The 22,715-nt window shown below is 41.1% G+C and carries 21 protein-coding genes; 2 read left to right on the top strand and 19 right to left on the bottom strand.

The window, feature by feature from the left end; genetic code table 11:
- Window positions 1–159: 159 nt before the first annotated feature.
- The 11 genes from ACVC7S_RS02570 to ACVC7S_RS02520 all read right to left on the bottom strand — a co-directional run bounded on the left by ACVC7S_RS02570 (window position 160) and on the right by ACVC7S_RS02520 (window position 7,707).
- On the bottom strand, window positions 160–777 hold the full coding sequence (locus ACVC7S_RS02570) for a TIGR01906 family membrane protein (RefSeq protein ID WP_447266071.1): 618 nt from the start codon (window positions 775–777) through the stop codon (window positions 160–162).
- Complete coding sequence (locus tag ACVC7S_RS02565; RefSeq protein ID WP_447266070.1) at window positions 767–1,540, bottom strand: TIGR01457 family HAD-type hydrolase; 774 nt, start codon at window positions 1,538–1,540, stop codon at window positions 767–769. The genes ACVC7S_RS02570 and ACVC7S_RS02565 overlap by 11 nt, the downstream gene beginning before the upstream one ends.
- Window positions 1,541–1,546: 6 nt before the next feature.
- Entirely contained in the window at window positions 1,547–2,284 is a 738-nt protein-coding gene (locus ACVC7S_RS02560) for an acyl-ACP thioesterase domain-containing protein (RefSeq protein ID WP_447266069.1), read from the bottom strand.
- 4 nt (window positions 2,285–2,288) lie between these two features.
- Complete coding sequence (gene hemW, locus ACVC7S_RS02555) at window positions 2,289–3,419, bottom strand: radical SAM family heme chaperone HemW (RefSeq protein ID WP_447266068.1); 1,131 nt, start codon at window positions 3,417–3,419, stop codon at window positions 2,289–2,291.
- A 72-nt stretch (window positions 3,420–3,491) separates the two neighbouring features.
- Complete coding sequence (locus ACVC7S_RS02550) at window positions 3,492–3,890, bottom strand: YtxH domain-containing protein (RefSeq protein WP_084937595.1); 399 nt, start codon at window positions 3,888–3,890, stop codon at window positions 3,492–3,494.
- Between the two features lie 15 nt (window positions 3,891–3,905).
- Window positions 3,906–4,289: a DUF948 domain-containing protein gene (locus tag ACVC7S_RS02545; RefSeq protein WP_049538298.1), complete on the bottom strand. Its 384-nt coding sequence runs from the start codon at window positions 4,287–4,289 to the stop codon at window positions 3,906–3,908.
- Window positions 4,290–5,078 (bottom strand): prolipoprotein diacylglyceryl transferase, encoded by a 789-nt coding sequence (lgt, locus tag ACVC7S_RS02540; protein ID WP_447266067.1) that lies wholly within the window; start codon window positions 5,076–5,078, stop codon window positions 4,290–4,292. It lies immediately after the preceding gene.
- The gene (gene hprK / locus ACVC7S_RS02535; RefSeq protein ID WP_447266066.1) at window positions 5,071–6,006 is read right to left on the bottom strand and encodes an HPr(Ser) kinase/phosphatase; all 936 of its coding nucleotides are present in this window, start codon (window positions 6,004–6,006) and stop codon (window positions 5,071–5,073) included. The genes lgt and hprK overlap by 8 nt, the downstream gene beginning before the upstream one ends.
- A gap of 130 nt (window positions 6,007–6,136) precedes the next feature.
- Complete coding sequence (rpsU, locus tag ACVC7S_RS02530; RefSeq protein ID WP_000048054.1) at window positions 6,137–6,313, bottom strand: 30S ribosomal protein S21; 177 nt, start codon at window positions 6,311–6,313, stop codon at window positions 6,137–6,139.
- A 79-nt stretch (window positions 6,314–6,392) separates the two neighbouring features.
- The gene (locus tag ACVC7S_RS02525) at window positions 6,393–6,926 is read right to left on the bottom strand and encodes a hypothetical protein (RefSeq protein WP_447266065.1); all 534 of its coding nucleotides are present in this window, start codon (window positions 6,924–6,926) and stop codon (window positions 6,393–6,395) included.
- A 73-nt stretch (window positions 6,927–6,999) separates the two neighbouring features.
- Entirely contained in the window at window positions 7,000–7,707 is a 708-nt protein-coding gene (locus ACVC7S_RS02520) for a glucosamine-6-phosphate deaminase (RefSeq protein ID WP_447266064.1), read from the bottom strand.
- A 149-nt stretch (window positions 7,708–7,856) separates the two neighbouring features.
- Here ACVC7S_RS02520 and queA point away from each other — a divergent pair, with 149 nt between their 5' ends.
- Window positions 7,857–8,885, top strand: coding sequence for a tRNA preQ1(34) S-adenosylmethionine ribosyltransferase-isomerase QueA (gene queA, locus ACVC7S_RS02515; RefSeq protein WP_447266063.1), 1,029 nt, complete (start codon window positions 7,857–7,859; stop codon window positions 8,883–8,885).
- Between the two features lie 39 nt (window positions 8,886–8,924).
- Here queA and ACVC7S_RS02510 read toward each other — a convergent pair whose 3' ends face one another.
- Genes ACVC7S_RS02510 through ACVC7S_RS02490 form a run of 5 tightly spaced genes read right to left on the bottom strand, consistent with a single transcriptional unit; the run spans window position 8,925 to window position 13,631 of the window.
- Window positions 8,925–9,785, bottom strand: a complete 861-nt coding sequence (locus tag ACVC7S_RS02510; protein ID WP_447266062.1) for a YihY/virulence factor BrkB family protein — start codon at window positions 9,783–9,785, stop codon at window positions 8,925–8,927.
- Between the two features lie 35 nt (window positions 9,786–9,820).
- Complete coding sequence (locus ACVC7S_RS02505; protein ID WP_447266061.1) at window positions 9,821–11,875, bottom strand: cation:proton antiporter; 2,055 nt, start codon at window positions 11,873–11,875, stop codon at window positions 9,821–9,823.
- 11 nt (window positions 11,876–11,886) lie between these two features.
- On the bottom strand, window positions 11,887–12,141 hold the full coding sequence (locus ACVC7S_RS02500; RefSeq protein ID WP_000361099.1) for a hypothetical protein: 255 nt from the start codon (window positions 12,139–12,141) through the stop codon (window positions 11,887–11,889).
- Entirely contained in the window at window positions 12,134–12,691 is a 558-nt protein-coding gene (locus ACVC7S_RS02495) for a tRNA (mnm(5)s(2)U34)-methyltransferase (protein ID WP_447266060.1), read from the bottom strand. Before ACVC7S_RS02495 ends, ACVC7S_RS02500 begins: the two co-directional genes overlap by 8 nt.
- Window positions 12,675–13,631, bottom strand: coding sequence for a TIGR01212 family radical SAM protein (locus ACVC7S_RS02490; RefSeq protein WP_038805487.1), 957 nt, complete (start codon window positions 13,629–13,631; stop codon window positions 12,675–12,677). Before ACVC7S_RS02490 ends, ACVC7S_RS02495 begins: the two co-directional genes overlap by 17 nt.
- 91 nt (window positions 13,632–13,722) lie before the next feature.
- Here ACVC7S_RS02490 and ACVC7S_RS02485 point away from each other — a divergent pair, with 91 nt between their 5' ends.
- Window positions 13,723–14,082 (top strand): DUF3397 domain-containing protein, encoded by a 360-nt coding sequence (locus ACVC7S_RS02485; RefSeq protein WP_447266059.1) that lies wholly within the window; start codon window positions 13,723–13,725, stop codon window positions 14,080–14,082.
- A 253-nt stretch (window positions 14,083–14,335) separates the two neighbouring features.
- On the opposite strand, the gene bgaA is transcribed toward ACVC7S_RS02485, so the two are convergent.
- The 3 genes from bgaA to ACVC7S_RS02470 all read right to left on the bottom strand — a co-directional run bounded on the left by bgaA (window position 14,336) and on the right by ACVC7S_RS02470 (window position 22,622).
- Window positions 14,336–21,574 carry an LPXTG-anchored adhesin/beta-galactosidase BgaA gene (bgaA, locus tag ACVC7S_RS02480; protein WP_447266058.1) on the bottom strand — a complete coding sequence of 2,413 codons (7,239 nt, stop codon included), beginning with the start codon at window positions 21,572–21,574 and terminating at the stop codon, window positions 14,336–14,338.
- Between the two features lie 273 nt (window positions 21,575–21,847).
- Window positions 21,848–22,357, bottom strand: coding sequence for a hypothetical protein (locus ACVC7S_RS02475; RefSeq protein ID WP_447266057.1), 510 nt, complete (start codon window positions 22,355–22,357; stop codon window positions 21,848–21,850).
- Window positions 22,335–22,622, bottom strand: coding sequence for an autorepressor SdpR family transcription factor (locus ACVC7S_RS02470; protein ID WP_002897962.1), 288 nt, complete (start codon window positions 22,620–22,622; stop codon window positions 22,335–22,337). Before ACVC7S_RS02470 ends, ACVC7S_RS02475 begins: the two co-directional genes overlap by 23 nt.
- Between the last annotated feature and the right edge of the window lie 93 nt (window positions 22,623–22,715).

Below are 22,715 nucleotides of genomic sequence, written 5' to 3'. Positions count from 1 at the left end.
CTAGATATTTTTAGAAAAAAAGCCTATTTTTTCATAGAAAATAGACTGTTTTCTGCAAAAATCTCCTGCTTTACAAGTTTATCTTTAGGATAACCTAACAATATATAGGGAGCAGAGTAACTTCTCTCGTTTTTTATTAAAAATACAGAATGTTATCTACTATTTCCTTAAAGATTTGACAAGAAGGAAACCAAACATTCCTTCATAAAAAGCAAAGAAAAGTACAAAGGCATGGAGAAAGAAAATCTCTGGCAAAATCCAAATAACGGGATCCTTTGCTGGATCAAAAAGCCAGGTATCGTCTCCCACAAAGAGAATCTGATGGAAAAGAGTAAAGAATTGCTCAAAACCAATCAACACTCCTACAAGCCCAATGATCAGAGGCAATAGCACTAGGGTCAGGATACTTTTACGATATAGTGCTAAAAAGCCTTTTTTGACAATCTTTTTAACAAAGAAATAGAAACTTGGAAGTGTCACCAAAGTGACCAGCTGAACCAAGTGGAAGAGATTCTTCACCACCGCAAAGTGGTGTAAACCAGCCACTGACGAACGAAAATCCGGCATCTCTAAGACCTGACTAAAGGGATTGGTCAGGTAATTCATCAAGATATGAAAATTGTACTGAATGGTTTCGGGCTTTAGATAGACTCGATCCGCTAAGTTCAGCCACTGAATCTCCATGGGATAGAAAATCCATGCCAGATAAATGGTTAAGAGAATAGAAATGGAAAGGAGAAAGAGCATACTTCCCCAAAAAGTCAGTTTAGTTCTCATCAAAATTCCACTCCGCAAGGCTAGACACCACATGAGTTGGTGCGATTGGCAGGTCCGCTACTTCTTCTGCCTTGGTAAAACCTGTCATCACCAAGAGCGTTGGAATACCATTGTCAATCCCTGCTCGGATATCTGTCAGGTAGTTGTCCCCAACCATAAGCAATTCTTCTCTTTTCAAACCTAAGTGCTCAACCGCCTTGCCCATGATGATAGCATTTGGTTTCCCAATATAAACTGGTTTCACTCGTGTTGCCACTTCAAGCAGGGTTACCAGTGAACCAGCTCCTGGCAAGAGACCACGTTCCGTCGGGATATTGAGGTCTGGATTGGTTCCGATAAAGTGGGCACCCTTTTGGATTGCTAGGGTCGCTGTAGCAAATTTTTCATAATCGACTTGCCAGTCCAGTCCAACTACCACATAGGCAGGATTTTCCTTGTCTTCGACATAACCAGCTGCCTGAATGGCATCCTTGAGTCCTGCTTCTCCGATGACATAGACTGTCTTTTCCAGTCCCAAGTCATTCATATAGTCGATGGTTGCCAAAGTCGCTGTGTAAACCGTTGATAGAGGCGTGTTGATATTAAAATTCTGAGCCAACATCTCTTGAACACTCTCTGGAGTGCGTGTTGTATTGTTGGTTACAAAGAGATAAGGAATTTCTCGCTTTTGCAATTCATGCACAAAAGCCTCCCCCGCTGGAATCCGGTCTTTTCCCTTATAAATGGTTCCGTCTAAATCAATTAAATAACCTTTATATGTCATCTCTCTTTAGTCCTTTTTTATTTCTTGCCAAGTAATCATGGCTTGGGCATTGATCTCACCATCACTGATAATCTGATGCTTGCTTTCTAGTCCCTTGAGTTCATAAGCTGAGGCAATCATGCCACCTGGCCGCACTTCTTTGACATACTTGAGATTGATTTTCTTTGGAATGTACTTGGTTAGAAAATCGGCTCCCATGACCTCAAAAATCCAGTCTAGGTATTTACTATTATTGACATGACCATTCATATCCAAATCGTAAAAACGAACATGGTAGTCTTTACTGATTGGATCTTCTATATTTGCATACTTCGGCCCACGGATCAGTTTTTTATCAAATTCTGACTGGTAAGGCGCAACAATCTCAGGCTCGACTCCATGAACTTTCCGACTATTGCGGTCCATGAGAACAAAGGTTGCCATCATTCGAATCATTTCTTGACCTGCTTCATCGTAGAGAGTGAAGCGACGATAGCAAAAGAGACGATTGTAACTCAAGGCTTCCGTTTCAATCGTAATCTCCTCAGCAAAGCGAGGCAATCGAACCACATCAATCTCATAATCCGTGATAATCCAGACCAGATTGTAGCGTTCCAAGACGTCCTTGTCACTGACTCCCAGCTCAATCGATTGCATACCTGATACTTGCAGGGACAGTAAAATTACATCTGGAAGTTTGATATGACCGTTCATGTCCGCCATATCAAAAGGAATTTTCATTTTCATCTGATAAGTTAAGCCCATCGTTCTACTCCAAAATAAATCGTTCTGCTACAGTGTCTCCTAAAAAGAGACCCCTCTTTGTCATTCGGACGCGATCACCATCAGTCTGCATAAGACCTTGTTGAACCAAGTCTCTGATGATTTCGCCATAAAGTTCATCAAAGGACAGTCCGAATTTTTCCTCAAATCGCGCCATGGAAACCCCAGATTTCTTGCGGAGTCCCAAAAACATTTCTTCTTCCATCTGCTCCTTTTGAGTCAGGTGTTCTTCAGTTATCCGAGCATTTCCTGCCTCTACTGCGCCTAGATAATGGCGGATAGGTCCGTGATTTTTATAACGAACTCCGTTCACATAACCTGACGCTCCTGCACCGATACCATAGTACTCAGCATTGTCCCAGTACATGAGATTATGGCGACTTTCAAAGCCAGGCTTAGAGAAATTGGAAATCTCATAATGCTCAAAACCAGCTCGCTCCAGTTCTGCAATGATGTACTCAAACATCTCTGCTTCTAACTCTTCCTTGGGCAGGGGCAATTTCCCACGTCGCATACGGTTCATAAAGACCGTATGATTCTCCAAAATCAAGCTATAAAGGCTCATATGAGGAATATCAAGCGAAATGGCCTTAGCCACATTTCCCTTGACCTGATCCATGGTCTGACCAGGAAGAGCGTAGATTAGATCAATGGAGATATTGTCAAAACCAGCCAATTTAAGACGGTCGATATTTTCATAAATATCCTTCTCCAAATGACTACGCCCAATCTTTTTCAGCATTTTGTCATCAAAGGTCTGCACACCTAGAGAGACACGATTGACTGGCGACTGTTTCAAAACCGCAATCTTATCCGCGTCCAGATCTCCTGGGTTAGCTTCAATGGTTAATTCTTCTAAGACCGACAAGTCCAAGTTTTTAGTCAAGCCATCCAAGAGCACCTCTAATTGCGGAGCTGACAAAGCCGTTGGCGTCCCACCTCCAATGTAGAGAGTTCGCAATTTTTGGATATCATAAGAACGAAACTCTTCTAGCAGATGCTCCAAATAACTATCTACTGGTTGATTCTTGATAAAAACTTTTGAAAAGTCACAATAATAACAAATCTGTGTGCAAAAGGGAATATGCACATAGGCTGACGTTGGTTTTTTCTGCATAGTATTTATTATACCACAAAGACTGCTTTCCAGATAAAAATCACCATCTCCAGAACCAGAGATGGTGATGTTTTATTCTTCTGTAATATCAATAATAATCTCTTCTTCGTCTTCTACGATATCTGGAGTTGCTGACTGTTCTTGCCATTGCTCCTTGAGATTGTTAAAGGTTTCTTTTGATGCTTCTGTCGCTTGTCGTGCACATGTTTTGGCTTGATCAAGGACACTGTCAAAAGTGATTTCACCAGATTCTACTTGTTCCTTTGTTTTAAGCACAAAGTCCGTTGCTTGTTCCTTCACTTCTGTCAATTTCTCACAGACTTGCTCTTTGGCATATTCTGGATCTTCTCTCAGGTCATCTAGAAAATCTTGAGCTTGACTGCAAACTTGCTTGCCCTTGTCACTGGTTAAGAACAAGGCCAGAGCTGCACCTGAAACGGTTCCTAAAAGGATAGAGGATAGTTTTCCCATGAGATTTCTCCTTTTTTATTTTTTGAAAAATTTACTTGCGACACGGAGTGCAGATAATCCCGCACCCGTCTTAAGTGTTTTTGATCCGGCTGATGAAGCTTTTTTGCTCAAGACACGCGCTTGGCTATTGAGGTCAGATACTGACTCAGATAAGTCTGCTACAGCCGTAAAGAGTGGATCAATCGTCGCAACCTTAACATTGATATCGTCAACCAAGACATTAACTTTTACCAACAATTCATTGGTATGATGTAAAGTAACATCTACATCTGAAGACAAGGTTTTGATGGTTTTCTCCGTCTCATCAATCATTCGACCTGCTTTTTGAATGGTAATCGTCAGATAGACTAAACAAACAATCAAAGCAATGGCAACAAGAATATAAGCAACTTCTAACATTTAGTTTTCCTCCTCAGTATGATAGAAAGGGGCTTTCTTTCGATTTTGATAAAGTATGATAAAAATACCGAGTCCGATGAGGACAACTGATAACCATTGGGACACCCGCAGTCCAAAAAACATAAGACTATCTGTTCGCATTCCTTCTATGATCATACGACCAAAACCATACCAAATCAAGTAGAAAGCAGTGATATGACCACGTCTGATTCCCTTCAATTTTCTTCTAAAAATCAGAATCAAAGCAAATCCAACCAGATTCCAAACCGACTCGTAAAGGAAGGTCGGCTGACGGTAGCTACCGTCAATGTACATCTGATCACGAATGAAGCCTGGCAAATAATCCAGACTATCTACTGCCGCACCATAGGCTTCTTGGTTAAAGAAATTCCCCCAGCGGCCTAAACTTTGGGCAATCAGAACGCTCGGCGCCGCAATATCTAAGAAATCCCAAGTATTAATCAACTTTCTATCTGCGAAGATATAGAGTACAATAGCTCCTGCTATCAAACCACCATAAATGGCCAAACCGCCATTCCAGATGGCAATCACATCACCTGGATTTTGAAGATAGTAATCTAAGCGGAAAAGCACATAGTAAAGTCTGGCACCTATAATTGCAATAGGAAAGGCAATTAAGATAAAATCTAGAATATCATCTGACAAAATCTTCTTTTTAGGAGCTTCTTTCATGGCAAGATAGACTGCCAAGACCAAGCCTGCCACAATACATAGGGCATACCAACGAATGGAAAAAGGTCCGATTTCAAATGCAACTGGATTAATCATGTTTCACCTCATTTTGAGCGATCAGATTTGTCAAACGTTCTTCAAATAAACGTGTCGCATCAAAGCCCATTTCCTTAGCACGATAGTTCATTGCTGCCGCCTCAATAACAACAGAGATATTGCGTCCTGTTTTTACCGGGATGCGGATACGTGGAATAGCTACACCAGAAACTTCTAATTCTTCGGCATTGTTTCCTAGACCGTCAAAAGTCTTATGGGTATCGTAATTTTCCAAATAGACAGCCAGCTGAACTTGTGAAGAATCTTTTACAGCGCTTGCTCCATAGAGACTCATAACATCGATAATCCCAACTCCACGAATCTCAAGTAGATGCCTTAAGATTTCAGCTGGCTCTCCCCAAAGAGTCATCTCATCCTTGGAATAAATATCGACACGGTCATCCGCTACTAGACGGTGACCACGCTTCACGAGTTCAAGACCTGTCTCACTCTTACCGATACCACTATCCCCTTGGATCAAGACTCCCATGCCATAGATATCCATCAAGACACCATGTACACTCGTACGTTTAGCTAAACGGGAATCAAGATAACTAGATAACTCTCCAGACAAACGGCTGGTTGCTGTCCGACTGGTTAAAATCGCAATCTTGCATTCTCTAGCAGCCTTCAACATTTCTTCTGGAACTACCAAGCCACGGGCTACGATGACCGCTGGTGTTTCTGGCAGAAACATTTTTTTCAAAACTTGATAACGGTTTTGAGAAGGCATACTAACCAAATAGGACCACTCCTTCATCCCCAAAAGCTGGATCCGTTCTGGAGTGTAGTAATCAAAATAGCCCGTCATTTCAAGACCAGGTCTCGTAATGTCCGCTGTGTTGATTTCTTTTTCAAGCAATTCGCCTTCGCCATATACAATATCTAGTCTGAGCTTTTCAATTACTTCTCTTACTAAAACCGACATAATTTCCTCCTTCAATCGAGTTCTCCTTACTATTATATCAAATTGTAGTTGGAAGTTTCCTTTTTTTGCAGGATTTACAGTATTTATTTAAAAATAAAAAGACTAGACAAGTCTAGCCTTTCATTTCAAATTAGAATTTTTTACGTTTACGAGCTGCTTCTGATTTACGTTTACGTTTTACAGAAGGTTTTTCATAGAATTCACGTTTGCGTGTTTCTTGAAGAGTACCAGCTTTAGTAACCGCACGTTTGAAACGACGAAGTGCATCGTCAAGAGATTCATTCTTACGTACTACTGTTTTAGACATTTTTTTCACTCCCTTCAAGTTCAAGATCTATTCCATTTTACACGCAAAATGAATATTTGTCAAGAGGAAACTAAGTTTTTTATTCTTCATAATGATTAATAATATAGTCCACCATCTCCTCCATATCTGCTTCAGATAAAGGTAATTCCCAGTTTGTTGTTTCCATTTTAAGAAAATCATCACTGACTTTCAGTTCATTATCTGGTTTTCCATCTTTATCATCTGATTCCTCATCTTTATCATCTGATTCCTCATCTTTTTCAAATATGATACCTATTCTATCATATAAGACATGAAGATTATGACTATTTGGATCAATATCAAAAGACTGTAAAGAGATTAGTATATCATTTCCTTTATAACACAAATCAATCCACATATGATTTGATAAATCATATGGTCTAGATAATCTACTACCCGAGGTGTACTTTTTATCTCCTCTACCTCCTAAATATTGATTTCTTGTGTTAAATGGTTTATCTTTCGACTTAGTAAAAAGATAATTCCCTTCCTTATCTTTCTTCTTTGTAATAAACTCTATTATTTTTTTTCTTTCTTCCGTTCTAGCGCTCTTATACGCTTCTTTTACTTTTAGAAATTCTTCTTTATTCATGTGGTCCCCTAACGTAATGTTGAAGTTTTATACGTCTAAAACCACTCACTCCAAAGAGCAAGTGGTTCTGAATTTATTTTTCAAGTAAGCTTAACGCTTCTGCATCTGCAATGATGGTCACGTCAGGGTGGTTTTGTAGACTACTTGCTGGTAGACTTTCAGTTACTGGGCCTGACACTGTTCCAGCGATAGCTTCTGCTTTTGACTCACCATAAGCAAAGAGAAGAATAGACTTGGCATCCAAGATGTTTTTAATTCCCATTGAAATGGCTTGGGTTGGGACGTCTTCAATCTTGTCAAAGAAGCGAGCATTAGCTTCGATGGTAGACTGGTCAAGTTCGACTAGATGTGTTTGGCTATCAAATGGAGTTCCTGGCTCGTTAAAGCCGATATGTCCATTGCGACCGATTCCCAAGATTTGCAAATCAACTGGATGGTCAGCCAAAATTTGGTTGTAGCGTTCAACTTCAGCTTTAGCATTATCCTTAACCCCACGAGGCAAGAAACTTTCTTTAAATGGTTTTTGGTTGAACAAGTTTTCTTGCATAAAGTAACGGTAAGATTGTGGATTGTCCCCATCAAGTCCCACATACTCATCAAGGTTGACACTTGTTAGATTTGAAAAATCAAGGTCACTTTCAACGATTTCTTTGTAAAACTCAAGTGGACTACTTCCTGTCGCAAGTCCCAAAGTTTGAGCGCCATTGGCCAACTTTTCCTTCAAAATTTCAAAAGCTACTTTTCCACCTTCGATTTGGTTTTCAACTTTAATAACTTTCATCTTTTCATCCTCCATTTTAATCTATATTTATTATATGGTATAGACCAATTTTTGTCAAGTGAAAACGATTTAATTTCTAAAAAAAGAGCGCCCAAACTTGAAACATGTTATAATGGATAAGATTAGAAGTTAGAAAGAATGATGAAAAAATGAATACAGCTGATTTTGATTTCCACTTACCTGAGGAATTGATTGCTCAAACACCCCTTGAAAAACGTGATGCCTCTAAACTCCTCATCGTCAATCGTGAGACGGGAGAATTTCAGGATAAACACTTCCACTCTATTATTGATATGTTGGAACCAGGTGACGCCCTTGTCATGAACGACACCCGTGTTCTCCCAGCCCGCCTCTATGGTCAAAAGGAAGAAACAGGTGGCCACGTGGAGCTTCTCCTTCTTAAAAATACTGCTGGTGATGAGTGGGAGGTCCTAGCTAAACCTGCCAAACGCCTCAAGGTCGGTACTCGCGTCAGCTTTGGAGATGGTCGTCTCAGTGCTATCGTTACAGAAGAATTGACCCACGGAGGCCGTATTGTCCGCTTTGAATACCAAGGAATTTTCCTAGAAGTCTTGGAAAGTCTGGGTGAAATGCCACTGCCGCCTTATATCCATGAAAAACTAGATGATCGCGAACGTTATCAAACGGTCTACGCTAAAGAAAGTGGCTCTGCTGCTGCACCGACTGCTGGCCTCCACTTCACCAAAGAACTGCTAGCAGAAATCCAAGCCAAGGGTGTCCATTTGGTTTATTTGACCCTCCATGTCGGACTCGGAACCTTTAGACCTGTCTCTGTTGACAATCTGGACGAACATGAAATGCACTCAGAGTTCTACCAGCTTTCTGAGGAAGCAGCTGCCACCCTTCGCTCTGTTAAGGAAAATGGAGGTCGCGTCATCGCTGTAGGAACCACTTCTATCCGCACACTGGAAACTATCGGCTCCAAGTTTGACGGACAAATCCAAGCAGATTCTGGCTGGACCAATATCTTTATCAAACCCGGTTACGAGTGGAAGGTTGTAGACGCCTTCTCAACCAACTTCCACCTTCCAAAATCAACTCTAGTCATGCTAGTTTCAGCCTTTGCTGGTCGGGACTTAGTCCTAGATGCTTACCACCATGCCATCCAAGAACACTACCGCTTCTTTAGCTTTGGTGATGCTATGTTTATCTATTAAGAAAATCCCTATTAGGAAACCTAATAGGGATTTTTCTAATTATTCCATACTAAACTTTGGATCCTTCAAACTCTGCACACTGGCATTGATAACTGCTCCGATAATTAAAATCTTTGCGATGAGAATAAACCAGAACATCATGACCACCACAATAATGGAACTGAAGAATCGAACATCGACCAGATGATTGACATAGTTATTGAAATAGACAGAAAAGATATTCAACAGAAAGACAAGGGTCAGTAAGACAAAGACACTACCAGGAAAAACGTAGCGAATACGAGGGACTCTAACGTTTGGAAGGAAATAGTAGAGCATGACCAAGATGGCAAAGAGCAAGGCATAAATCAAAGGCCCTGTAAAGTCCTGTAGATAATCAAAGAAAGGACTGTCTGATTGCCAGTAAGTTTTGAGGAGGTTGAGCAACATACGTCCAAACATACTCAAAAATAAGGCTAAGGCAAAAAGAATTTGCAATCCAAAGCTAACAAGTAAACTCATGAGTTGATGGGAGATAATTCCTCGGCTCTTGGCCACTCCATAAGCCTTATTAAAGGCTTTTTGGAGAAAATCCATCGATTTCGAGAAGGTCCAAAGTGCAGACAAGACTGCAAAACTCAGCAAACCAGTCGATGGTTGAGTCAGGACTTCTCGGACAATCTTTGCAACCACATCATAGACTGTATCTGGTACAAATTCCTTGATGGTGAGCAAAAAATTTGAAATCGGAATTTGAAAATAGGGCAAAATATTGACCACTATCATCAGCAAGGGGAAGATTGAAATCAACCAATAGTAGGCAACCGCAACACTGGTCAGTTCACTATCGGAAGCTTGATAAAAATGTAAAAAAGCTTTCAACAAGGGCCGTTCCATCAGCTCTTTCCACCACTTTTTCATGTTGCGATCCTCCTAATACACTTTGATTTTCTAAACTAATTTCTTCTGACTAATTCCATCATATCATAGGGTAGGGTATTTGCGGCTTCTTTTAGAGAATAATTTTCAAGATTGTTGACATTTTGCCGTAATTTCTTGGCATACTTGGTCGTAATCAATTTCTTCTCTTCGTATTCAAAGATTAACTTACGTTCTAGGTAGTAACCTCTTAGCATTTCATCGATATTGTTTGGTTTGATACGAGTGATAACACGTTCGACAAAGGCCCCACTACCGATAATAGCTGTTTCACGCAAGCGAGACTCCTGCATAAAGCTAATCAGACTACTCTTGTAGATTCCTTTTAGGTTTTCCAAACTTTCGATAATCAACTCCGTGTTCTCCAGATAGAGTTCGGATATTTGATCATAATCAATGGCTCGAAGGCGACGTTGCTCCTTGTCATTCCAACTACGGAAAGTCTGGCCAAAGGTCAGCAATTCATGCAGGACAAAACGCAAGATACGGAGGGATACAAGGAAGTAATATGTTAGGCGGGAAGCCACCTTGCGATTGATGCTCTGTTCCATATTTTTCAAATAGCGTTGGTAAACTTGATAGCCACGCTCACCGATTTTTCCTTCCTCGTAAGCCTGCTCTAAACCATCGCTTTCGATACTCAAGATGAGGAGTTTTAAAGCCTCCCAGTCCTCTTGGGCGCTTTTATTTTCTTGACTAAGGATTAGGTTTTCAATTCGGCCGTGATAATTATCAATAGCCGCATAAAGGGGTAGTTTGTTCTTATGCCCTTCCAGTTCTTTTTCTAACTCTCCTGTGACCTCATTTAAAATTGCAATGTGCATGAGGTAATCCTTGGTTTCTTCTTGCTCCTCGGAAAGGTGGGGAAGAACTAAAAGACCTGTTAGAAAGCTTAATAGCGTGACACCCGCTACAAGGAAAAGTAAGAGGGGATACTCCTGCTCTAGATTACTAGGTATGAGAAGAATAGTTGCAATAGAGACTGTTCCTTTTACACCAGAGAAGGTCAAAAGAAGCATATCCTTCATGTAATTACGAAGATTTTTCTTGAGCCGTCGAGTTCTCCAAATATAGAAGCCATAAATCATGACAAAGCGAATGGCAAAAAGTAAGAATGTCAGTAAAACAACCGATACCAATAAGAGTAGGGGATTATAAAGGGGATTGGTCAGGATAGGTTCTGCTATCATTTCCAATTCCATTCCCAAGATGACAAAGACAGAACCATTGAGCATGAAGGTCACGGTATGCCAAACAGTATCAGTAACAGTATCAACTTGGGCTTCGAGGAGTGTGATTTTCTTGAAACGACTGGCCTTCAAAATCCCTGCAACTACAACTGCGATAATCCCTGAAACATGGATTTCTTCGGCGATAAAGAAGGTCATAAGAGGCAAACTCAGTTCAAGCAAAAGTTCACTCGCTATATCCGTCACTCGCAGACTCAGTAAAAATGTATGTAGGAAACGATTGATCATTGCCGTCACAAAGCCGATCGCAAAACCACCAAGGATAGAAAGAGCTAGGGAAGTTCCAGCCTGACTGAGGGAAAAAGCGCCTGTTGTCCATGCAGTCAGAGCCACCCTAAAGGCAACCAAACCAGAAGCATCATTTAAAAGTCCTTCTCCTTTGAGGATATTGGAAACCCGCTTTGGGAAACTAAAACGCTCAGACAGAGAAGCAAAAGCTACCAAATCCGTCGGACCAAGCGCTGCCCCAACAGCCACGCAGGCGGCTAAGGGAAGGCTGAGCCAAAGGAAATAAGCCAAGGATCCCAAACTCAGGGTAGAGATGAAAATCACTGGAAAAATTAAATAAACAATGATACGCCAGTGTTTTAAAACAGATGTAATATCTGCTTCTTGAGCTTCACGAAAGAGTAGGGGACCAATAACAACTGCCAAAAACAGCTCGGTATTGAGATGAAAGTCAGTATTTGGCAAAAAGAGACCAATGCCAATTCCCAAAAGAATTTGTACTAGGGGGAGGGGCAAAAAAGGCAAGAGTTTATTTGTCGTACTGGAAACAATTAAGACAAATAAAAATAGAAGCAGGTAAATGAGTAATTCCACGCAATTCCTCCTTAGTCTTTTTTACAGCAAGATTCAAATATCTCCTTCTGCTCTTGGATTTTCTGATCAATCTTGGAACAATCTTTGTGCTCAATTTTTTTCTGGCACCGTTCCATTTCAAGAGCCACTAACTTTTTCTTGATTTTGAGCATTTTCTTACTCATATGCTCTTCGTCGAGTACTCCAACCGCTCGCTCATGCTGCGTTGACTCAACAAAATTTTGGCGCATAGCCTCTAATTTCTCACGTAGGTACTGCTTATCCATGTCTATATCTTTCTAATTTCTCAATCATAACTAAAAACGGGGGATTGTTGACTTGGTTGAGAGTCCGATAAATGGCAGCTGTATACTCTTGTTGGTTCAACTGGCTAACAAAGTCCAAAACAGCATCCCTCTCAATATCTCCTCCCTCATGACCATAATAAATCATAATGGCAATCCGTCCACCCTTGACAAGCAAATGACAGAGCTTTTTAAGTGCTTCCATGGTAGTCTGAGGTTTGGTGATGACGGATTTGTCAGCAGAAGGCAAATAACCCAGATTAAAAATCCCTACCTTAGCTTCTGTCACAAACTGGTCAAGTGTCTCATGACCTTGCAAGATTAACTGGGTATTTGTCATTCCAGCCTGATCCAAACGCTCTTGCGTCTTCTCCAAAGCCTGCTCCTGGATATCAAAGGCATAGACTTGCTTGGCTAGCTTGGCTAAAAATAGCGTATCGTGGCCATTCCCCATGGTCGCATCCACTACGATATCCTCTTTTGTCACAACTTCCGCTAAAAAATCATGTGCCATCTCAAGTGGTCTTTTCATTTTTAAACTCCTGTTTTACAGCCTTGCATCCTTGCACACTTCCGCGACGTCGCATCTCAGTTTCAATAGCATTCAGCACTTCCCATTTATTGAGACTCCACATGGGACCAATCAGCATATCTCTAGGTGCATCTCCTGTGATTCGATGAATGACAATATGCTTGGGAATGATTTCCAACTGGTCACAAATGACCTTGACATACTCATCCTGACTCATCAGTTGCAAGCGTCCTTCGTGGTAATCTCGCTGCATCCGTGTATTGGTCATGAGGTGAAGCAAGTGCAGTTTAATTCCTTGAATATCATTATCCGTGACACAGCGACGGACATTTTCAATCATCATCTCATGAGTCTCACCGGGCAAGCCATTGATCAAATGGGAAACAATCTCAATCTTGGGATATTTCCTCAAGCGTTTGACTGTTTCAACATACAATTCATAAGAATGAGCACGGTTAATCAGGTCAGAGGTTGCTTCAAAGGTGGTCTGTAATCCCAATTCTACCGTCACATGCATGCGCTCCGATAACTCAGCCAAATATTCAATGGTTTCATCGGGTAAACAGTCTGGCCGTGTTCCGATATTGATTCCTACTACACCTGGCTCGTTGATAGCCTGCTCATATCGCTCCCGAATCACTTCCACCTTTTCATGGGTGTTGGTAAAGTTTTGGAAATAAACTAGATACTTTTTAACATCTGGCCACTTGCGGTGCATAAAGTCGATTTCCTTATAAAATTGCTCACGGATAGGGGCATCTGGTGCTACAATGGCATCTCCAGAACCCGAAACCGTACAAAAGGTACAACCCCCATGTGCCACAGTTCCATCGCGATTAGGACAGTCAAACCCCGCATCAATAGGAACTTTAAAGGTCTTTTCTCCAAAGAGTTTTCGATAATAATCATTCAAGGTATTATAAGATTTCATAACTTTCATTATAACAAAAAACACCTACAATCTCAAAAGCCTGACTTTCCAACAAATTCCCTTGTTTCTCATTTCCTTTAGCGTTTTTTTATGATACAATATGGGTATGATTTTAATGAAAATAGCATCTATTTTATTATTGATATTAACCTTGGTGGTTTGCTTTATTGTCACCAAGCTTTTCGGACTAAAAAAACTAAGAATTAATTTCGCGGATTTAGCTTTTCCACTTTTGGTATTCGAGTACTACCTTATCACTGCTAAAGCCTTTACCCACAACTTTCTACCGCGACTTGGTGTTGCCCTTTCTCTCCTAGCAATCCTCTTAGTTATCTTTTTTCTCCTCAAAAAAAGAAGTTTTTACTACCCTAAATTTATCAAATTCTTCTGGAGAGCAGGTTTTCTCCTTACCCTGATTATCTACATAGCTATGATTGTCGAATTGATGATGGTAAAATGATCACTGACCCTGTATTTAATTACCGGGTTTTTCTTTTACTCCTATACTTAAAAAGAGACTGAGACAAAAGTCTAATCTTAAATACAAAAAGCGAACAAAATCAGTTATCTGACACTCAGAGTGCTGTATTGTTCGCTTTTTTGTCTAATCTATCGATTTAAAAATTTATAATAAAGAATTCCTAAAATCAAAATCTTTTTGTCTCAGCCTCTTTTAAGCTATAAGGCATTCTACAGCCTAAAAATACTAAACTCTAATCTTCTTTTTTGCCTTTAGTGGCGACTAATCCTGCCCCCAAACCGAGAAGAGCTAGGCCTGCTGCTACTGCTGCTTGGCTTGCTGCACTTCCTGTATTTGGCAACTGCTCTTTTTGAGCTTGATTAGCTTTACTTGAAGCAATTTCTTTTGTATCTGCTTTTTCTGATACTTGTGGTTTTGTAATTTCTTGAGGTACTGGTTTGGTCATTTCACCAGCTGTACCGACTTCGACGATGCGATCTTGAGCCATGACTTTATCATAGCTTTCTTTTTCAGTTCGCTTGCCATTTTCAACTTCGATCAAGTGAACACGGATACCCTTTTGACCTTCTTTGAGAACACGAGTTTGACCCGCTGGAAGCTGATCATTCTTTTGTTCCTGAACTTTGAAATCAATGATTTCTTCTTCTGAGATAAGCTCTGGAAGATTAAGAACGAGGTTCTTAACTTCGTCTTCTGGAAGAGAAGTTCCTGGTTTAGTACCAACTTCTACTATACGATCTTGAACAGCGACTTTATCGTAAGTTTCTTTAAGCTGACGTTTTCCATTTTCCACTTCAATCAAGTGAAGACGGATACCTTTTTGACCTTCTTGGACAACACGAGTTTCTCCTAGGTACAACTTATCAGACTTACGCTCCTGAACCTTGAAGTCGATGGTTTCTTCTTCAACTACAAGTTCTGGTCTGTTAAGGACTAGGTTCTTCACTTCGTCTTCTGGAAGAGAGGTTCCTGGTTTTGTTCCGACCAAGACGATGCGGTCTGTCGGAGCCTCTACCACTTCACGGAGTTTTTCTTCCTTACTTCCACTAGGATTAACCGCTGTGAAGATCCGTTCCTTACCAACTTTTCCTTCTTGTTCTACACGAGTTTCACCTAGATACAATGTTGAATCCTTTTTCTCAACTGTCTTATAGGCCAAATCGTTTTCAACAAATTCGAGTTTTGGAAGTTCTTCTTGTACAGCAGCAACAGTCTTCTCAGAAACTGGTTTTTCCTTAGTCAACTGGATACGGTATTCCTTGACTTGTTTTCCACTTTCTGAAACAAGGCGAACAAGTACTGGAAGGCTATCGTCTCCGCTATCTACAACTGTTGAAGCTACTTGATTACTTTCTTCGACTGAGACTTTTGGACGTTGACCTTTATAGGTGATTTGATAGTCTTGACGATCTTCAGCGAAGTCAGGAAGTTCTTTTCCATCCACAAGAATCTTCGATTGCGTACTTTCTTGAGGCAATTCACTCGGTGCAAGGAAGGTCATCTCAATCATCGCAACACCGCTCTTGTCTGCTTTACGCTCCATACGCCATCTCATGGCTTTGGCTTTGACAGCTTTAAATGTTACGTTGATTTCATCACCAGCTGCGATGTCTTTATCTGCACGATAAGGTACAGCTTCCCAATTTTCTGGATTATTAAATGGATGAGCTGCATCGTAGGCTTGGTAGTTAGAATAGTAGGTAGGCACTTCAAAATCTGGGCCAATATAGCGTTCCAAAACGAGTTTAGATGGGGCATCCGTACCACTATCTGCAAAGAAATGAAGTTTGGCTTGCGCTACAGTCCGTTCTACAATCTTACCATTTTCACGGAAGATTACACCTGCTGATACTTCTGGATTAGAAGATGGTGTTGGAGACCAGTTTGTCCAACGACGATTTTCTGAATGATTTCCGTCATTGAGATAGTCCACACGGTCATGGGAGTTTCTATCAATGTCGTTAGTGGCTGAAGCAAAGGCGCGGTTACTATTTTCATCATACTCTGGGTTATTTGAAAGAGCTTCACCAAGTTTGTCTGTCACTCGTACAGTGAACTCAGCAACAAGATCGCTACCAAGGACACGACCTCGAACGGTAAATTGACCTGCTTTTGTCAGATTTTCTGCTGGAACTTCTTCCCATTCAACTGCCAAGTCTTTTGTTTCATAACCGTCTTTACCTGTGAAGTAAACAGGAACCTTAGTTGGCAATTCAAGCGGTTGCCCTACTTGTACCAAACGAGCTTGTTTGACCGCGGCAACTGGTTTACGAGAGAGCAAGTCTTTATTGCTTGTAAAGTGTAGACGGTATTCTCCTAGGATATCACCATTTTCAGCTTTCGCGATAACACGAACTGGCTCACCTTCACGAACACTTGGAACGACGGTAGCGAGACCATTGTTGCTAACACTTGCTGTTACTGCAGGAACTTTTCCATCTACAGACTCAAGGTAGTAGTCTGTCAAATCAGGGTTGAAGTTTGCTAAGTCTTTACCGTCAACTTGGATTCTCGTTTGTCCTTGTTTGGCTGCTGCGACTTGTTTTGCAAAGATTTGTACTTCTGTGATAGAAGTTCCTTTCTTGCTATCAAGTCGAACCATACGAATGCGAACCGCATAGGTCTCAACTTTATCAAAGCTGAAATGATTCATTTCTCCAGCTTTTAATTGAGCTGGTGCTTTGAGATTGCTTACCTCTTTCCAGTTTGCAGGATCGTTAAAGACATGGTTTTCCTCACCTACAAAGCTAGGATTTTTAGGAGCTGTTGGAACAGTCTTACCAACATAATACTCAATCACATAAGACTTAGGTACACCAACTCCGTGGTCTTCGTGGAATCCGACACTTAGATTATCAACAGAACGTTTGCTCAAGATACCTGAATCTCCGAATAGGACACCGACTGAAGCTTCTGGATTAGTACGATTCCAGTTTGTCCAACGGTTGGCTGGTCGGTCATTAAAGGAAATCAATTTATCGTTGACATTTGAAACAGGATCGGTTGGATTTGAGTCTGAAGCAAAGGCAAGTGGCAATTCTGAACCTGTCCATTGGTCAGAAATATTTGCTCCTTGCTCAGTTTGAGCAGACACACGAACATGAAGTTTGGTAGTTAATTGCGTACCTTCTAGGCGACCATTAACTGTAAAGACACCTTCCTTGGCGTATTGCTCTGAACGAATCGCGTCCCAAGTAACCTTAGCTGATGAAACGTGACCATTTGAATCGTAGGTACGAACACTTTCTGGTAATTGTGGTGCTTCAGCGATTGGTGTTGTCACACTGACTTCTTCAACCGAAACGATACCTTCTACAGAGACTTTAGCACGCGCTTCAAGGTCAATTCCTTCAACTTTACCTAGAACTTCGAAGGTTTGATAGTGGTCTAGTTTTTCTTTCGGAATAGCTTGCCAAATGACTTTATGAGTTTTAGGGAAACCTTTGTCATACTCAACAGTTACTGTTGTTGGAAGAGTAGGTTCTTGATGCAAGTCTGTCACTACATTTACCGGACGGATAGATTGCGCAACCTTCGTCTCAGTATTGGCTTGGATAGTGAGTTCAACTTGGCCTTTAGCTCCCTCATATTCCGCTTTCAGAGTGACTGCTCCTGGCTTATGTAACTCAAGCATTCCTTTACGAACTGCGACTTCCCCTTCACCACTTGTAGAGAAGGTTACTTTATCAGCTGGTAAAACTGCTTGGGTTCCGTCTTGATAGTGAGCGAGTACAGACAATTTCACTGTTTGATCTTCTTTGAGATCGTCAGCTTGCTCCACTTGTAGGCTCAAATGGTCAATTTTTGGTGCTTCTTCAAGGAATTGAATTGCATAGGTTTGAAGAGGGCCACCATCTTTTGGTTGAACATAGATGCTTGCACGCATGCCGTTTGCTGCACTTGCTTGGACTACAGTAACATCCGCATTTTCAGCACTTGCTTCAACTTCTGGCAAGGATGCACCGTAAGCAAGAGTTCGATATTGCATTGGATTTTGAGTAGTAAGACCAGTGACAGATTCGCCACCTACAGTTACATTTGGTGTTACAGGTGCTGCAACATCACCGTCTTCTACTACAAGGGTAGCGTGAATAGTCTCACCACCTAGTTGGCCAGTCATTGGAATACGTGATCCTGCAACTGACAGTTTAGCTTTATCTGCTTCCGCAATCTCCCACTTATCAACTTCGTATTCTTGAACGCTTCCATCCGTAACAGCAATAGAAACGTATTTGTCAACAGCGCTCAAGTCTGTTCCTGGAGCAACACGCTTAACAGTTGGAAGCTCATTTGCAATTGCTAGAATTTCGACACGGGCCTCAACTTCGCGTCCATCTGCCATACCTTTAACAGTCACAACTCCTGCTTGGCTCACATCAACTGAAGACCAAGTTACTGGACGTTTTTCACGACTGCCATCACTGTAGATAAAACCGACTGTCTTCGGCATTTTTGGCTCTTTCTCAATAACAGTACGTACTTTTGGTACTTCTGTCCCGAGAACAGTCTTTTCTTGGTCTTCTTTTTTACCAGTAAAGACCGTTATTTGACTAGATTTCAAGAGATCTGAATGGGCAGTAAGGGTGAATTTACCTGCTTGCTCAGTTGATTTAACAATGGCAACCCCTTTACCGTTAAAGGCTCTGCGAATCCAAGAACCATCTGGTTGTGCCTTATAACGTTCACGGCTGGCTTGTTCCCCATTATCTACACCGACAAGTTGACCTTGACCATGCAATTGGAAGCGAACCAGATTATTAGCAGTTGGGACTACATTCCCTTGGCTGTCAACAATTTCGTAGTAGATGTAGGTCAAGTCTTTTCCATCTGCAGCGATTGCGTGTTCTTCCTTGATGAGACGAACACCTGCTGGTTGGCCTGCAGTGGTAATCTTGTCACGTGCAATTTCTTTACCAGCTTCATCACGAGCTACTGCTTCTAAAGTACCTGGTTGGTAAGCAACCTTCCACTCAAGATAGAGTTCCTTGGCATTGGCACCTTCTTGGTAAGTGCGTCCATCGCTAGTTTGTTTCTTGTTAAACTTCTTAACCCCAAGAGATTGACCATTCAAGAACAATTCTACGCTTGCAGCGTTTGAGTAAGCACGAACTGGAATTTTTCCTTGTGCATCTTCTACTTTAGAGGCCAAGTCTCTATTTTCCCAGTTCCAGTGAGGAAGGAGGTGAACCATTGGTTTCTTCTTAACAGAAACCCATTGGCTTTGGTAGAGGTAGAAATCATGTTTTGGAATACCAGCTGTATCAACAATACCAAAGTAAGAACTCTTAACTGGTGTATGGTTTTGGTTGTGCCATGGTGTAGGCTCCCCGATATAGTCTGTACCAGTCCAGATAAATTGTCCTGCGTAACCAGCATTGTCACGGTCAAAAGTCCATGAAGCGGTTGCAGTTTTACCCCAACCAACACGGTCATTTCCATAATCAGACTGTTCGTAATGACGCTCAGGTCCGTTACTATGTTTCAATTCCTGTTCAGGGCGATAGTAACTTCCACGTGTACGGGTAGCTGAAGATGTCTCAGAACCGTAAATCAACCAGTTAGGATGTTTCGTACGAAGCGCTTTGTAGTTGTCTTCAGAATAGTTGAATCCAACTGCATCCAGTTCATCAGCAATTTTCTCATGTCCACCACTACCATTACCGAAACGGAACTTATCTGCACCCATGGTAACGTAACGAGTCTTATCAACATCCTTGATAACTTTGACCAGACGTTTTACAGTTGCTAGAGAGTGGGCATCACCATTAGCTTCACCGATTTCATTACCAATTGACCACATGAAGATAGCAGGGTTGTTTTTGCCTCTTTCGACCATGGTACGAAGATCGTAGTCAGACCATTTTTCACCTTTTCTTGCTTCTAGGTGAGTGGCATCTTTTTCAAAGAAACGACCATAGTCATAAGGTTTCTTTCCACCATACCACGTATCAAAGGCCTCTTCCTGAACGAGCAAACCAAGTTCTGCAGCGATTTGCAAAGTTTGCTCACTAGCAGGGTTGTGGGTTGTACGGATGGAGTTGACCCCCATCTCCTTCATTTGTTTGAGACGACGGTATTCTGCCTTATAGTTTTCTTCTGCTCCAAGAGCTCCGTGGTCATGGTGCAAGGAAACACCATGGAATTTAATGCGTTCACCATTCAAAGAGAAGCCTTCATTTGGAGTCCAATGATAGTAACGGTAACCAAACAGATCCTTCTTAGCATCCACCAATTGACCATCACGGTAAACACGCGTAATCAATTCGTACAAGGCTGGTTTGTCATTTAAAACTGTCCAGAGTTTTGGTTGTTCAACTTCTAAAATAGCATCAAGACTTGTTGATTCATGTGCTTTCAAGGTACGACTCGCTGTACGAACCAAGCCTGTTACAGCCTGACCACCACGTTCAACGATTTGATACTCTGCTACAAGTTCATGGTCTTTATCGTCTGTATTAACGATTTTGCTGGTCACATGTGTTTCAACCTTGCCATGTTGCTGTTGTTCTAGTTTTGGTGTTAAGATGGTTGTACCATTTTTCTCAACATGAACCTTATCTGTCATTTGCAAGGTCACATCACGGTAGATACCGCTACCTGAGTACCAACGGCTACTTGGTTGTTTGTTGACTGCATGAACAGCAATCACATTCTCACGACCATCTTTGTGGAGGTATTTGGTAATATCGTATGAGAACTGGTTATAACCATTTGGATAATGTCCCACTAACTGACCATTGACATAGACTTGAGAATCCATGTAGACACCATCAAAGGTTACACGAACATTTTTCTTAAGGTCTTTTTCATCAAGTTTAAAGGTCTTACGATACCAAGCTTCACCACCATTGAGCTGTCCACCTTCGTTTTGGGCAGGCGATTGATGGTCAAAATCGTTAAAGATACTCCAGTCGTGTGGGAGATCCAATTTTTGCCATGTTGATACATCAGCATCTGATTTCACAGCTTCTTTAGGATTCGCATTGAGTTTAAAGTGCCAATTTTGATTAAAATTCACTTTTCTATCTTCAATCATTTGATTTACTTCTTCATTTGTTGCAGCTTTCAACTCTTCCTTGACAGGCTTTTCTTGACTTGAAGCTTGAGATTCTACCTTTGGAGCTGTTTCTTCAGGTTTTACTGACGCTTTCTCCTCTTTTGGAGCTACAGGTTCCTCTTCTTTCTTCTCTGGTTTGCTTGCTTCAATTTGAGCAGCTTGACTTTGATCGACACTTACAGCCTCGTTATTCTCTACTACTGCTTGATCCTGTTTTTCCTCCTCTGCTGGACTTTCCTCTTTTGCTTGTTCTACAGTGTGCGCAATAGGAGTTTCATCCGCAAAAACTGGTGATTCTCCAACAACACTTCCTCCAAATAGAACAGCACAGGTTCCAATCATGACAGAGCAAGCTCCTACAGCAAACTTACGAATACTGTAGACTCTTTTACGATTCCAAAAGCCTTTTTCCATAAAATCCTCCTTTAGTAACCGCTTCCATTTCTTTGTAAGCGCATTACTTTTTCATAGCCTTTTATCCTTATTTTATAAAATAATATAGGAAATTTCAATACCCTAAACACAAAAAATCATATTTTTGATTGTTTTTTCTAAAATTTGTAGAAGATTCAAAAAATGTGAATGTAGATTTAGAACAAGAACAAACATTTCTTGTCACTCAGTAAAATGTTATAAAAAAGAGACTAAACAAAAGCGCACAATCTGTGCACTTTGTTTTCACTTGATTTACAAAAGAAAGAGTCCCACTAGTACGGCTGTCAGTCCTGCCAGGATAAAGAAGTAGGCTAGCCAACGCGGCGCTGGTTTTTCTTCCACCACCACTTTCTTAGGCATATAATTTCCAGAAATTAGAAACATCACCCCCGAAAAAATCACTGCAATTTTATTAACGTTGAAGTGGGAATCAAGAGCATAGAACAGAATGGAAAGATAGACAACAATATGGGTCAAAGGAACAATCCAAAGGACGAAGCGGGCAAAAGCTGGCTTGGTGATTTCTCGGTAAGCCATTGCCCCATAAACAATCAGCTGTATCAAAGTCATAAAGATTGGCAGACCCCAGATAAAGAGCAATTTAGGTGCATACTTAAATGTCGGGCTAATCGGCGACATGAAATTGATCCTAATATTCTCTGGCAAACTAGGATAAATCCATAAGGCATAAGCAAGTGACAGCAAAATAACCAAGAAAGGCAGTGGCAATTCTCTAAGGTTATTTCTCAGTTTCGTTTTCATTATTTTTCCCTCCTAGCGCGGCAATCCAGACCAAAATTTCCTCAAAAACCGTGGCATCTAAATGGTAGTAAATGTAATTTTTCTGCCGTTCTTCATAGATAAGCCCTGCTTTTTTCAGCTGGGACAAATGATAAGACACCGTCGCTCCCGTCAAATCAAAGACTTGAGCGATCTCGCCAGCCGACTTGGGACCTTTTTTTAGTATTTCTAATATTTCCCGCCGAACTGGATCGGCTAGGGCTTTCATGGTTTCACTAATTCCCAATTTTGATACCTCTTAAAAATGGATTGATGACATATTTCCGGCTGAGGAAAAATAAAGTTCCTCGTTTTACATAAATCAAGACCCCAATGTAGA

Source organism: Streptococcus sp. Z556 (assembly GCF_053010225.1).
The sequence above is the reverse complement of the archived record's forward strand: the minus strand, read 5'-3'. Positions and strand labels throughout refer to the sequence as shown.